We start from the raw sequence: 13,923 nt of genomic DNA, 5'->3' as shown, positions 1-13,923 counted from the left end.
GAAGGGTTGAGCCGACCCATCGGACAGCCGTAAACCCCTGCAACGCGAACTGGACGATCCGATGCAGACATTCCGTTACCAGGCATTACCTACCCGAGTTCTGTTCGGGACCGGAACCCTGTCCGCGCTGGCCGGCGAATGCGCCGCGCTCGGCGTAAAGCGCGCGATGGTGCTTACCACGCCACAACAGGCGGACCTTGCCGAACGAGCGTCGCGGCTGCTGGGCTCCATCGATGCGGGGCACTTCACCGACGCTGCGATGCATACGCCCGTCGAGGTAACCGAACGCGCAATGGAATATCTCACCCGCATTCGCGCGGATGGCATCGTGTCGCTGGGCGGCGGATCGACCATCGGTTTGGGAAAGGCCATCGCCTTGCGTACCGACTTGCCCCAGATCGTAGTGCCCACCACTTATGCCGGATCGGAGATGACCCCGATCATCGGGCAAACCGAGCAAGGCCGCAAAACCACGCAGCGCAGCACCCATGTGCAGCCGGAAAGCGTGATATATGATGTAAGCTTGACCCTGACCCTCCCCAGTGGAGCGTCGGTAAGGTCTGGCCTTAACGCCATCGCCCATGCGGCAGAGGCGCTGTATGCCGATAACGGCAACCCGATCACGAGCCTGATGGCGGAGGAAGGCATTCGCGCCATCACGGAGGCCCTGCCCGTTATCCTGTCTGACGCCGGCGACATCGCGGCGCGCGGCAAGGCGCTTTACGGAGCCTGGCTTTGCGGATCCTGCCTGGGGCAGGTAGACATGGGATTGCATCATAAGCTCTGCCATGTGCTGGGCGGCAGCTTCGACCTGCCCCACGCGGAAACCCACAGCGTCATCCTGCCCCATGCCATCGCGTATAACCGCGTCGCCAAACCGGCCATGGCGCGATTAGCGCGCGCGCTGGCGACAGACGAGGCACCCTGGACGGCTCTCCATTTGCTTGCACGCGGGCTGGACGCACCGCTGGCGCTGCGTGACCTTGGTCTACCGGAGAGCGCAATTGCAGAAGCGGTCGAAATCGCATGCGCCAACACCTACCCCAATCCCCGCCCCCTCGACCGCGCACCGCTTGAACTGCTGCTGCGTGCAGCATGGGCAGGCGATCCGCCATCCGAATACTGACGATATGGATATTGCCATGCGAGATTTTGATGAGCATTCCATCACCGATGCCGTTGTGAAGCGGGTGCGGCGCGCATCCGATCCACGCGCCAGGGAGATCAGTGAGGCACTGGTGCGGCACCTGCACGCCTTCGTACGGGAAGTCCGCCCGACGCAGGCCGAATGGGAAGCAGGCATCGGGTTTCTGACCAGCACGGGGCAGAAGTGCGATGAAAAGAGGCAGGAATTCATCCTGCTGTCCGACACGCTGGGCGTGTCCACGCTAGTGGATTCGATCAACAATCCGGTAGCGGGAGACATCACCGAAACCACCGTATTCGGTCCCTTTTACGTGCCGCCGCCTGAATTTCCGCTGGGTGGGAATCTGGGCGCCGGCATCGACGGTCCGCCGATGCATGTTTCCGGAACGGTATGGCGGCATGAGGGAACGCCAGCCGCAGGCGCCATCATCGATATATGGCACTCCGATGTATCGGGTTTCTACGACGTTCAGCAGTTAGAAAAGACCGGTGGACTGGCAGGTCGCGGCCGGATTATCGCCGACGCTGAAGGGCGTTTTCATTTCTGGACGCGGCGTCCGGCGCCTTATCCCATTCCCACGGATGGCCCCGTAGGCGCCATGCTGGCGGCTCAGGACCGTCACCCATGGCGGCCCGAGCATGTGCATTTCATGATCGCCGCGCCCGGATGCCGCAAGCTGGTCACCCATGTTTTCGCGCAAGGGGATTCGTATCTGGACAGCGATGTCGTGTTTGGCGTCAAGGAATCGCTGATCGAACCCTATGTCGCGCATGAGGGCGGACGAGCACCGGATGGAACCTCGATGGAGGGCGACTGGTATTCGCTTGTCCGGGATTTCGTGCTTGCCCCGAGCGCAATGGCGCAGAGTCCAGAATCGCTGGAATAGACGCGGAATTTGCAGGGCTCCGGCAAACCCTCCCTAGTCCAGCCGCGTGCTGCGGAATTGCTGCGGCGTCAGGCTGGTCGCTCGCCGAAACGCCGACGAAAAGCTCGATGAGCTTTGAAACCCGCAGCGATAGGCGACTTCCTTGATCAGCCTATGCTCATCTGCCAGCAATTTCTTCGCTCGCTCGATACGGATTCCTGCAGCATAATCACTCACCGCACTGCCGGTCGACGCACGGAACAGGCGCGAGAAGTGGCGGACGCTCAGTCCTTCCCTCTTGGCGAGGCCCGCGACCGTGACCGGGTGAGAGGCGCTTTCCTCCTCCAGGCTTTCCCGGATACGGCGCAGTTGCGACAGACTCAACCCGCCTTCCTTGGGCAGATTTTCGGGATCGAGCATATCGAAATGACGGCGAAGCTCGACGGCAAGCGCGGTGCTCAACGCTTCGATATATATGGCGCTGGCAAAGCTTGGCTCCATGGCCTCGCTGACCAGGCGCATCATGACACCGCGAACGAAGCCATTACAGATATCCAGACTGGCAGCCAGCTTGCGGTCTTCCCAGTTGATCTCGAAAAAATCGGAGAAGGCGCCCTTGTCGAGCACACAGCACATCGATCGGCGGTCGCCCCGATTCCAACGGCTGTGGAGCGTGAAGTCGGGCGGCATGAACATGATTTCACCGACAGGCCTGCGCGCGCGCCAGCCTGCTTCCAGAAATTCGCCGTCCAGTTCCGCCTGACGCCGCGAGAGCAGAATATCGATGATAGGCGCATCGGTCTTGAACACCGCTTCGCGCGGTTCGCGCCAGCTATAGCGATTGATCTGGACAGTACTGGCGGCCGATCTAATTTGATGCTCGACTATACCGTCCAGACCGCTGGGCTTGGGAAGCGCATCAACGATCATCTCGCGATCCTCACCATATATTTTATCTGTTTTATCAGGTTAAGCAATTTTTGAGCCGAGAACGCCCCTATCCTTGGAAAGGCGTTTCCAGGACTCGGCGGGCCGCCCTGCTGGAACGGCAGGAACTCCATAAATCTATAGAAATATCGCAAGATTATGGGTGCCGATTGTAGTCTGATCGCACAATATCTTGCGTTTGAGCAGGCGGGCGGCACCCGTTTCGGATAGACGGACCCTGTCCTGCCGCTCGGCCGTGACCAAATCTGTGCGAAAATCATCGTCCATCGTGCGAACGAGCAACAGCGAGCTGGCGACGTCATATATGCCTTCGCCTTGCCCTTCCCACACCTGAACTCCGGTGACGAAGCGCCGCGCGCGTGAAGGCGGATCGGCCGCCCATGCCTGGGTTTCCAGAAAGCGCCGTATCCGAAAACTCAGCGATCCGAAGTCTTCATCATAGTGCATGCCTTCTGTCTCGAAGCTTTCATTGCTGCCGCGTTTGCGGGTGAGGCAGACCGGCATGTAATAGTGGATGGCCGGGTCCAGCAGGTTCTGCCAACCTCGAAGGTCATCCCGGTCCAGCGTGGCAGCCTCTTCCCAGAGAAAATCAAGTATTTCCATGTAGCGAGGGTCCGTGGCGCGAATGCGCGCGCGCGAACCGAATGATGCCTCCGTCGATGTGGATGCCGCCAATTCGTTCAACGTCCCAACCTCCCCAATGTCAGGCACCCATCACCTGAGCATAGCGTTTCCACCATGCCCATTGGGCATCGTCGCGGCTGAAACCGGCATAGACATCACCGCCGCCCTCGAAACCTTCGGGCCGGGTAACGCCGAGCTTGGCCTGATATTTTGCCGTCATCCGACGGGCGACGGGCCCCTGCACCGCCTTCTGTATCCCCTGCCATGCCTCGGCGTCATCTTGCTCGATGAAGCCGCTTATGCCGAAATTACGAAGGGTCGTCAGTCGCGTCTGTTCCCGCAGTTCCGGCGGCGCATCCCGTTCAACCAGTGTCCATGTCAGCATCTCGAACAGTTCCGGCGAACGCGGGGTCCAGGCTCGCGCGACCATCACTGGACCGTGACTGCCATCATCGGAGCCGCCCACGCTCATCAGCATGAAGAAGTCAGTTCCCGGGAATAGCCCCATGACCAACGGCGGCGTATCGGCAAGCAATCGCATCTGCCCATCGCTCAGATTGTTGGAAAACTGCTTCACCATGTCCGCGTTGGCGCCCGGCGGAGGAACGGCGGCCAGCCGTTCCGCCACGCTGGCCGTGTCGCCGATACCGGCAAAGCTATAAGCGAGGCGGGTGTCAATGCAGCGCATCGTGTGGCCGCCGGGCGTGCTGACGTTGATGCCGACCATGCCCCAGGATGCTGGGTCGTGGGCGTCATGGCCGAGCGTCCCCATGTCGCCCGCCGACTGGTGCAGCGCGCGGGCATGATAGCCATCGGCCAGTTGTTCGGCGAGCAGCTTCCAATTCGCACGCATGATCTGCCGCTGCGGCGGCCCGATCACTTCGAAACCACGATTGGTCCGTTCCAGAGCAGCGCGCAAATACCAGGCGAAGTCACCCAAATAGGTCTCGAAATCTTCGGCGTCCTGATCCCAGTTCGCGAAGATCATCCCGCCCAGCATGGCGGTTTTCGCTACGACGAGATGCAGATCGTCGGCAGCCCTGCGTAGTTCATCCCCATACATCTGCTTCTCAAACGGCGCGCCCAGAAAACGACCGTCCTTGCCGAACGCCCAGCCATGATAGGGGCATTTGAAAGTCTGGCTGTTTCCCTTCTCCTCCCGGCACAGGGTCATGCCGCGATGGCTGCAGGCGTTGAGAAGAACCGCAATCGATCCGTCCTCGCGCCTGACGACCAGGCAGGAATCCTGGCCGGCGTTGCGCCGGACGAAATCGCCCGGATTGGGAATTTCGCTCTCATGTGCAAGGGGGAGCCAGGATTTTGCGAAAATCCGCTCCATTTCAATGTCGAAGATCTCCCGATCATGATGAACGCGCAAGGATACCTCCCGCGCGTCGAGATCGATCAGATCCCGCACGAAAGTTCCATCGACAAGCTGAGGAGCAGCTTCCGCCGACCCAATCCTGTCCTGCAAGGTCACGTTCATACTCCCGCTTTCATCGTGCGATCTCAACCTGTTCGCCGCGTTTCATCCGCTCGAATATTTCCAGTACCGCGGGCGAGGACCAATAAAGTTCCGTGTAACAACCAAGTTGTTCGACTGTGTCGTAATAGGCCCAGACGCCTGCACCTTCGATCTCCCCTCCCATCGCCAACGGCGCGCCCTGCTGCTCGAACGCAGCGCAGGCGGCTTCATATTCGGGACGTTCGTCGAGGCGGAAAGCCAGATGATGCAAGCCAGGGCCGCGCGTATCCAGCCAGTCCTTATATACGCTGCGGCCGCCATCATGCTGGCATAACTCCACCTGCATATCGCCGACATAACCGTAAGCGCAACTGAACTGATAATCACCCGGCGTCCCGCGATAAACCTTGTGAGACTGTCCATCGGCCAGGTTGCGCCAAGTATTCCACGACTGGATGCCGTAAATCCGTCCAAATCGCTCCTTGGCAGCTTCAAGCTCATCGACAACGAATGCCACCTGATCGAACTGGCGACCGATGAAGCGATTCACGCCCGACAGGCCAGCGTCTGCTTGCGTTGCCATTCACGCTCTCCTTGTTTTCTTGCTTGCGGGCGGCCATCCCAAAATGGCCGCCCGCAAGCTCTATTTTACTTGTATGGGTCTACCGGCTGCTTGTCTTTGGAAATCACGCCAATGTCGATCAACATCGTCAACACATCGGATATGGAATAAATGTGGATGATCTTGTCGTCCTTGAACGTCAAGACCGAAAACCAGTGCACGTTGATCTTCTGACCTTGTGGCGGAACTCCCATATAGGGGCCTCCGGTCTGCTCGCCTTGGTGGTTGCAGAATACACAGATCTTGTCTTCGCCTTTACCATATACTTCCAGCACACGATAAACCGAAGGCGGAAAGGTTTTATAAAGGGCGACTGGGGACGTTTTCCATTGGACATAGGGGCCCAGATCCAGGCGATTGGGATTGCTATAGGTCATATCGGGATGAAAGAACTCGTCCATCTTGACGAAATCGCCGACGTTGAAGGCCTGATCGAACAGATCCATCCAGTGGTTAGCCATTTTCGCCTGTTTTTCGGTCAACCCCTGAACGACTTCCTTGCGCCGTTCCGGACTATGCTTGAATTCTTCGACATTGATCATGGTATTTCCATCCTTCCTAAGATGTGTGCGGGCCAGGCGTTCCCGCTCTGGCGTTAATACATGTGCGGCGGGATCGCGCTGGGCGTAACACCCAGCAGCGAGCGGCCGTAGACTTCATATCCAATGTTCGGAATATTACCGAAATGACGCGCAATCATATTGAAATCGCGCCAATAGCGGGATGCCGGATTGGCATTATTGAATGCCGATGAACCCGCGACATACATCAGCGTCTGGGATGCCTCCTGCAATATCTGCATGGCATGGTTGGCCTGCGCCTTGTTCCGGGCACGCTCCCGCTCGCTCAGTGTGCGACGTTCGAGCGCCGCGCCGTCCAGTTCCATTGTAGCGGCTTCGATCAACGTGCGCGCCGTGTGAATCTTCGTCGCGGCTTCGCCAATTTCCTTCGCCACGACCTGCGAATCCGACTGCCGGGCGAATATCGTGCCGACGAGCGGCTTCGTGGCGGCGGTCTTCACGACATGTTCCAGCAGCCCTTCGATGGCGCCCAGCGGCACGCCGCACATCGTGCGGTGCACCAGTGCCATCTGCGCGAAATAGTCGGAGGGCGCGCCGTAATGCGTCTTCCCCGGTTCGACATAATTGTAGGATCGCGCGGCGTGGACCATCCGCCTTTCGGGGACGAAGGCACCCTCGATCACGACGGTATCGGAACCGGTGCCCTGCATGCCCGTCACGTGCCAGCTATCTTCGATACGGAAATCGCCGGCGGGAACGTAGCAGAAATTACCGGGCACCTGCGTCCCATCAGGCTTTACGATCTGCACACCCCATTGCCCCCAGCGTGCGTGGCGGATGCCCGACGCATAGGGCCATGCCCCACTGACCCGGTATCCCCCATCCACCGGGATCGCCGTGCCTGGCGGATTGAAAACGCCCGCGATCTTCGGCACGCCTTCGCTGAAAAGTTCTTCCTGCAATTCATCCGATGCCAGCGACGTAACCCAGGTCGTTCCGTTGATGATCTGGGACACCCAGCCCACCGACGGATCTCCCTTGGCAAGTTCGGCGCCCATGCGTACCAGCGCCGTAGCCGATACGCCCTGCCCTCCAAGCCGCTTGGGCACGGCAACGCCCCATAGCATGGCATCGTCAAGCGCCCGAATGACCTCATCGGTCGGATAGCGCTGAACGTCGCCGCGGGACGCATTGCTGGCGAGCAACTCGCGCAAACCGATGGCGGCCTCAACAACCTGATTACCAGCGCCTTCGTCAAAACCCCAGAGGATGTCGGAGGATGGTTTGGTCCGCGAGTGTAGCATTGCTGTCCTTGGCCCTTCGCGACATCCCGGCTGCTCGATAAAGCGTAGGGACGCCTTTAAAACTGCGTCGTCATGATTATCCGCGCGGCGACGGCCACCACAACGAACGATGGAAACTCAAATCGGCCATCGGTTGCGGCAAGCGGACGCACCGCGATCATCTGGCGGACCAGACCAGGGGAAGCGTTTCCGGCTGAATGATCGGCCCCAACGTGGAAACAATGACGGCGTCCGGGGCGATATGGAATTGGGGAACGGCCCTCAGGAATTCCTCTATCGCCACATGCAATTCGCGCCGAGCTAGATGCATGCCGACACAACGATGGGGCCCATGCGCGAAGCTGTCGTGCGAGGGCCCCCGGTCGAGCCTGACCTCATTGGGGGCGTCATATTTGTCCGCATCCCGGTTGGCGAGTGTGGTGCTCATCGCCACCCGATCGCCAGGCATGACACGAACACCCGCGATCTCCACTTCCTTGACGCATATGCGGAACGTGGTGACAGCGGCATAAGCTCTCAGAAGCTCTTCGGTGGCCAGTACGATCTTATCCGGGTTTTTCCGCAACCAGGCCTGATCCTCACCATGCTCCGCGAAGTGTCGGAAGTGCAATCCAAGGTTCGTGGAGACCGTGTCGAGGCCCCCGGTATAGAAATTGAAGGCCATCCCGATCTGTTCGTCACGACTGAGCGGACGTTCCCCGACTTTACCCGTGGCGATGAAGCCGATGAAATCGTCCCTGGGATTTTTGCGGGCCGCATCCAGCTTGTCGACGAGATAGTCCCGCACAGCCCTGGTGGCACGCGCGATTTCGGACACATCGGGTTGATGCAGCAGATTCATCTCCCATGCGAGCAACTGGTCCACATCTTCCTGTGGCAACCCCATAAGCTCCAGAAACACGGCGATGGGAAACTTGAATGCGAACTCGCTCATGAATTCGCACGAGCCGCGGTCACGGAATGTATCGATGTAGTTGCGGGCATAAGCGCGCACCCTGGCATCCAGTGCCGCCATGCGTTGCGGCGCAAGCAACGGGTTGAGCAGAGCGCGCAGGGCTGTGTGTTCGGGTGGATCATATTCCACCGGCACCTGATACCAGCTGTCGCCGATCAAACCACTGAAGCTGGACCAGCCGCGTGCTGTAAAATTCTCGCCATCCTTGAAGATGGCGCGCAAATCTTCCGAGCGACGAAAGACCCAGCCTGGGTCGCCGGTAGGCAACACACCCTCCGCATAGAAGGCGATGGGCCCGGCCGCGATCTCCGGAATGATCCGGTCGAATGGATTTTCTGTGGTCTTGTCACTGACTTTCAGCGGATAATCCCGGACCATGCCAGCGGGAACGTGCGCTGGTATCGCCTCACATGCCCTTGCGTCCGCCGCCGTATCGGCCACCTCGGCCATGGTCGCTCTCCTGTCCTGTGCTATTCAATCAGATATGTCAGCACCGCGTCCGGATCGCCCACATGAACCATATGGTCTCGGTCACCGCCCAGTTGATGCACGGTCCAGCCCAGCGCGTCGGCCCGCGCGTGCATCGGATGCATCATCGTATGGGGCACGCCCAGATAATCGACCCGATGGGTTATCGCATCGGCTCCCACGGGTATGGCGCAGATGTTGGCGCTGAGCGGCATGTCGGTCAGATGACGAAAAACCCATGCATCACGATCAGCCGACATGCGCTGCGGCTCAATATCAGCCATTTTGCGTACCTGATCGGGCACGCCAGCACCCAGCGGACCTTGGCCCGCCGCATGCTGGGCACGTAGTCCAACGACCGCCTCGGCCGATAGAAAGCCCATTGCTTCCGCCACGCTCTCCCCCGCCATGGGCACGATGGCGTCGAGATAGATCACCCTGCGAATGCGGTCTCCCGCCATCGTCAGCAGCAGCGGCGCGACGGCACCGGCGTAACTGTGCACGACCAGAACCGCGTCCCATACTTCCTCGCATTCCATCATCCGCGCGATATCGGTCGCGTGCACCGCCGTATCTATATCGCATGAAATCAGGTGATGACGATCACCAAAGCCGGTGAGGGTGGGCGTGTGCACGATATGGCCAGCCGAGCGGAGCGGATCGGCGATATATTTCCATACCCAACCGCCCATCCCTCCACCGTGCACCAGTATATATGTCGCCATTATCATCCTTTGCACGGCCCGTTCCGAACCGTCGCACATCGGGTCATCGGATATGTTCAGGCCAGCTTCTCTGTCGGACATCACTATGTCGCGACCGCAGCAGCGGCGGCAACGCGATCGAGTGTCGCTGGTCGGTCAATTGTTTACCCCGCCGGTCACGCCAGTGGCTCCAGCGCCGACACCGCTATATGACGCCGGGTCCATAAAACAGGCGATGCCGATGACGACCAAATCGTCACGCCGCCGCTTAATAAAACGGCGGAAGACGGGAATATAAAGGGGAGGATAATTCCATGAAACGACAGATCCTCGCGACGCTCGGCCTTTTGAGCGGAACGGCGGTAATGCCGGCGACACCATTATGGGCCCAGGATGCACCTTCGCAGGCAGCCGAAGAACCACAGCAACTTGGTTCCGGCTATGGCACAGCCAGCGACATTGTCGTTACCGCACGGCGACGCGACGAAAGACTGCAGGACGTTCCTGTTTCAGTGAGCGCCTTCTCCGCCGCTGCGCTCGAGCGCAGCACGGTCCAGACCGTTCAGGACATCAACACCATCACGCCCGGTTTCCGGGCTGGGGCCGAAGGCGGCAAGGAAAATTCAGCCGTATCCCTTCGCGGCATCGGTCAGGTTCCGCTGGGCGAGGTGTCGCCGGGTGTCGTCACCTATTTCGCGAACGTGCCTCTGCCTTCCGTGGGATCGAATATTCCTACCTACGATCTGGCTAGCATCCAAGTGCTCAAGGGGCCTCAAGGCACTTTGTTCGGCCGCAACACTCTGGGGGGCGCAGTGCTGGTGAGCCCCGAAGCGCCAACATATGATTTCGGCGGCTATATAGAAGGGACCTATGGCCGCTTCGACTACAGGGAATTGGAGGGCGCGCTCAACATCCCGATCATTCCCGACAAAATGGCCCTGCGCGTGGCGGGACAAATGCGACGTCAGGATGGCCGAACGAAAAATCTGAATGGCGGTCCCGACTTCGACAATGTGCATCAGGACAGCGTCCGGGCATCGCTGCTAATCGAGCCGACCGACTGGATCAAGAGCCTGACCATAGTGGATTATTTCCGCGCCAATGAACGTGCAGGCGGCCTTTATCTCTACCGCGCCCAGCCCGGTGTGCTGGGGGCGATCTTCGGGCCGACGGAGGGCGCGTATCTCGACGCGCAGATCGCGAACTATCGCGAGATACAGAAGAAGAACTTCTACGGCGCGTTCGATGACGGCATCAACGGCGGCCAGGCCTATCGCCGACAACTGGGTATAACCAACGACACTTCGTTGACCTTCGGCAACATCACCGTCCGGAACATCTTTGGCTTCCGCAAGAACCGCGCGGATCAGATGATTAACACCGGCGCCACCGGCCCACTCTTCTTCTCTTCCGGCGCCCCGTTCTTCGGATCGCAATTCTCCATCTTTCACGCAGGATCGGTGATTCAGCGGCAGTATATAACCAACGAACTTCAGGTACTTGGCGAATTCGATGGATTCAATTTCATCGTCGGCGGTTTCTATAATAATGATCGCTCCACCGGGCCGATGGGTTCCAATTTCCGCGCCTTCGCGGTGGGCGATGTCGATGGCGTTCCCGTAACAGCCCATGTCGCCAACAAAAATTACGCGGTGTTCGGGCAGGTCGGGATCGATCTTACCGACAAGCTGCGTTTCAATGTCGGAGCACGCTATAGCTGGGACAAGGTCAATGCTTGCGGCGGCGGCATATGGTCGACCTATGTTGACCGGGAGACATGCGACGCGCAAGCTGCACTCGGGCTCATCGACGGCGTGGCTATCGTAAGCAACAAAGGTCAGGAGCCCAGTTGGACCATTGGTTTCGACTACAAGCCGAACGACAACACCCTGCTCTATATCGTGTCACGGCGTGGCTATCGTGGCGCGAACGTCAACACGCCCGGCTTCGAAAGCCCGTTCACCACCGGTGGCGTCGGCTGCTCCAATCCAGGTGGCGCTTGCCCCGACCTGCGCCCCTACCAGAACACCAAGGAAGAAAAACTGACTGACGGCGAGATCGGCGCGAAGCTCAGTTTCCGGTCAGGGGAAGCTCGCGGTTTCTTCAACATCGCCGCATTCTACACCGACTACAAAGGCGCGCTGCAATTCCTGAATGCCCAGAATGTCGGCCTGCCCTTTACCACGCCGGATCAACCGACCAATGGCTCCGTCGCCGCGAACATTGCAAATCTGGAAATATATGGCGTTGAGATCGAAGCTTCGGTCAGCCCGGTCCGTTCCCTCACTGTCTCGTTCAACGGGGCGTTCACCAAGCAGAAGGTCAAGTCGCTCGGCTCGGTAACGTTCGGTCCAGGCGTTCCGACACCGGTCGCCACCGAAGCGCAGGTCAACTTGCCCACGCCCAGCTTTGCCGGCACGGCCAGCGTGAGCTGGACCCTGCCGTTCAGGCCCGCCGACGGCGAGATCGTTTTCAATGGCGATATCTATATGACCGATGACTTCGGCGGGCAGAATGGCGAAAAATTGCCGGGATATGCTCTGGCGAACGCACGGCTCGACTGGCGCGGGATCGGAGGGTCCGGCTTCGACCTGGGTGTTTACGTCCGCAACCTGACCGGCGCCCATTATTACCAGTCGCCGAGCGTTCTGCTCGCCAATTTTCCGACCAGTTCAGTCTATGTCGGCGATCCGCGCACCTGGGGCGTATCGGCCCGCTATCGTTTCTGACGAAGGACTACCGCTCTTGCGAGGGACACATCAAAGGGACGGCTGTGAAAAACTATGCATATGTCGTGCTGAGCAATCCGGTGCCAGGTCGCGATCAGGAGTATAACGACTGGTACAGCAATCGTCATCTGGCGGACGTGGTCGCCGTACCCGGCTTCGTTTCGGCGCAGCGATTCCGGCTGGTTGACCCAGAAGCGGAGGATGCTCCGCATCAGCGCTACATGGCCATCTACCGGATGCAGACCGATGATCCCTCTGCGATTGTCGCGGAGCTCCAGACTCTTGTCGAGACAGGCCAGATGGAAATGAGCGACGCCTTTTCCCAGTCGGATATGGCCATCCATCTCTACGAGGAGATCACACCGGTAGTTGAGGTCTAGAACATGGTCTGACGGCAGGACAGGACATACCATCCGCCTCAGTCCCTTTCCGCTGGGCATCAAAAGCAGGCCATAGAGCCGCCTCAACGGCAATCCCGCCGGAAAGCGCGGCCAGCATTGATGCACGTCGGCGAGGGAAACGATTGCCATAGGATTGCTTGCCCCATGCCGCGAGAGCCCAGGAGGATGTGATGAAAATCGGACTAAGCCGCCCTTATGCGGACCCTGGCCACCCCATAGCCGATGTCGACATGGGCGAGATATGCCAGATCGCCGAAGAGGCGGGACTGGACTGGGTGACCTATGGTCATCACACAATCCGGCCGCTGGACGAGCCAGTCTTGCCGCCCCATTTCGGCGTTCCACTCTATCTCGACCCCCTGATCGGAGCGGCTCGCGCACTGGCCATGACCAAGCGCATCGAAGTGTCCACCAGTGTGCTTATAATGCCCATGCAGCATCCAGTCGTTGTGGCGAAGCAGGTCGCAACCATCGACCGCTATAGTGGCGGCCGCTTTAGCCTGGGGCTGGGCGTGGGCGGCGCGAGCAGACTGGAAATCGAACTGACTGGCGGCAGCTTCGAGCGGCGCTGGGACTATACGATGGAAAGCATTGCGGTGATGAAAGGTCTGTGGACCCAGGACAGCTTCACCTTCGATGGCGAGTTTTTCAAATTTCCGCCCACATTGCTCGGTCCACGCCCCCTCACCCAGCCGCATCCGCCGATATCGCTAGGCGGGTTTAACGACAGGGTTCTACGCCGGGTCGCGACCAGCTGCGAAGGCTGGATACCCGTATATCACAATGATCGGCTCGCCTTTGGCGAGGGCTCCGGCCCGGAGAATTTGAAGGAGAGTCGAGCCAAGCTCCACCGCTTCGCCGAAGATGCAGGGAGAAAGATCGATCATTTCGACATTTCCGTCATTCTGACACCGGAGTCCGAACTGGACGCTGTGCGAATTTATGAGGATGCCGGAGCCGATCGCGTCGCCGTGACCTTGCCCAAAATCGCTTCCATCGACGAAGCGCGGCGCGCCATCGAGATCATCGCGACGGGATTAAGGATATGAGAATCCTCAACCTGTTTTCCGCATAAGAACCAGATCGCCGCAAAACCTTGCCCAACCCTATTTCCCGTTGAACAGCTATCCTGCAAGTGCCTGGATTGACCGATCGAATGCCAAATCCTGC

13 protein-coding genes are annotated in these 13,923 nt (G+C 59.4%); 5 read left to right on the top strand and 8 right to left on the bottom strand.

The window, feature by feature from the left end; translation table 11 throughout:
• Positions 1-61 precede the first annotated feature (61 nt).
• Complete coding sequence (locus LDB26_RS05650) at positions 62-1,126, top strand: maleylacetate reductase (protein ID WP_257540922.1); 1,065 nt, start codon at positions 62-64, stop codon at positions 1,124-1,126.
• A 16-nt stretch (positions 1,127-1,142) separates the two neighbouring features.
• Positions 1,143-2,033 carry a dioxygenase gene (locus LDB26_RS05645; RefSeq protein ID WP_257540919.1) on the top strand — a complete coding sequence of 297 codons (891 nt, stop codon included), beginning with the start codon at positions 1,143-1,145 and terminating at the stop codon, positions 2,031-2,033.
• 33 nt (positions 2,034-2,066) lie between these two features.
• Here the strand turns inward: LDB26_RS05645 and LDB26_RS05640 are convergent, their stop codons facing one another.
• The 8 genes from LDB26_RS05640 to LDB26_RS05605 form a co-directional block, all read right to left on the bottom strand.
• Positions 2,067-2,942 carry an AraC family transcriptional regulator gene (locus tag LDB26_RS05640; protein ID WP_257540917.1) on the bottom strand — a complete coding sequence of 292 codons (876 nt, stop codon included), beginning with the start codon at positions 2,940-2,942 and terminating at the stop codon, positions 2,067-2,069.
• Between the two features lie 135 nt (positions 2,943-3,077).
• Positions 3,078-3,563 (bottom strand): aromatic-ring-hydroxylating dioxygenase subunit beta, encoded by a 486-nt coding sequence (locus LDB26_RS05635; protein ID WP_257540915.1) that lies wholly within the window; start codon positions 3,561-3,563, stop codon positions 3,078-3,080.
• 100 nt (positions 3,564-3,663) lie between these two features.
• Positions 3,664-5,070 (bottom strand): Rieske 2Fe-2S domain-containing protein, encoded by a 1,407-nt coding sequence (locus LDB26_RS05630; RefSeq protein WP_257540913.1) that lies wholly within the window; start codon positions 5,068-5,070, stop codon positions 3,664-3,666.
• Between the two features lie 10 nt (positions 5,071-5,080).
• Entirely contained in the window at positions 5,081-5,632 is a 552-nt protein-coding gene (locus LDB26_RS05625) for a VOC family protein (protein WP_062064676.1), read from the bottom strand.
• Between the two features lie 65 nt (positions 5,633-5,697).
• A complete protein-coding gene (locus tag LDB26_RS05620; protein ID WP_257540910.1) occupies positions 5,698-6,213 on the bottom strand; it encodes an ester cyclase in 516 nt (171 codons plus the stop codon).
• Between the two features lie 53 nt (positions 6,214-6,266).
• A complete protein-coding gene (locus tag LDB26_RS05615; RefSeq protein WP_257540908.1) occupies positions 6,267-7,496 on the bottom strand; it encodes an acyl-CoA dehydrogenase family protein in 1,230 nt (409 codons plus the stop codon).
• Between the two features lie 157 nt (positions 7,497-7,653).
• The gene (locus LDB26_RS05610; RefSeq protein WP_257540905.1) at positions 7,654-8,901 is read right to left on the bottom strand and encodes a cytochrome P450; all 1,248 of its coding nucleotides are present in this window, start codon (positions 8,899-8,901) and stop codon (positions 7,654-7,656) included.
• Positions 8,902-8,921: 20 nt separating this feature from the next.
• Complete coding sequence (locus tag LDB26_RS05605) at positions 8,922-9,644, bottom strand: alpha/beta fold hydrolase (protein WP_257540903.1); 723 nt, start codon at positions 9,642-9,644, stop codon at positions 8,922-8,924.
• A 293-nt stretch (positions 9,645-9,937) separates the two neighbouring features.
• Here LDB26_RS05605 and LDB26_RS05600 point away from each other — a divergent pair, with 293 nt between their 5' ends.
• The 3 genes from LDB26_RS05600 to LDB26_RS05590 all read left to right on the top strand — a co-directional run bounded on the left by LDB26_RS05600 (position 9,938) and on the right by LDB26_RS05590 (position 13,802).
• A complete protein-coding gene (locus tag LDB26_RS05600; protein WP_062064667.1) occupies positions 9,938-12,352 on the top strand; it encodes a TonB-dependent receptor in 2,415 nt (804 codons plus the stop codon).
• A 44-nt stretch (positions 12,353-12,396) separates the two neighbouring features.
• Positions 12,397-12,732: a DUF4286 family protein gene (locus LDB26_RS05595; protein ID WP_062064665.1), complete on the top strand. Its 336-nt coding sequence runs from the start codon at positions 12,397-12,399 to the stop codon at positions 12,730-12,732.
• A gap of 191 nt (positions 12,733-12,923) precedes the next feature.
• Complete coding sequence (locus tag LDB26_RS05590; protein WP_257540901.1) at positions 12,924-13,802, top strand: TIGR03619 family F420-dependent LLM class oxidoreductase; 879 nt, start codon at positions 12,924-12,926, stop codon at positions 13,800-13,802.
• Positions 13,803-13,923 lie beyond the last annotated feature (121 nt).

The organism is Sphingobium sp. CFD-1, assembly GCF_024611115.1.
Classification (GTDB): domain Bacteria; phylum Pseudomonadota; class Alphaproteobacteria; order Sphingomonadales; family Sphingomonadaceae; genus Sphingobium; species Sphingobium baderi_A.
This window is presented reverse-complemented; position numbering and strand designations above follow the sequence as displayed.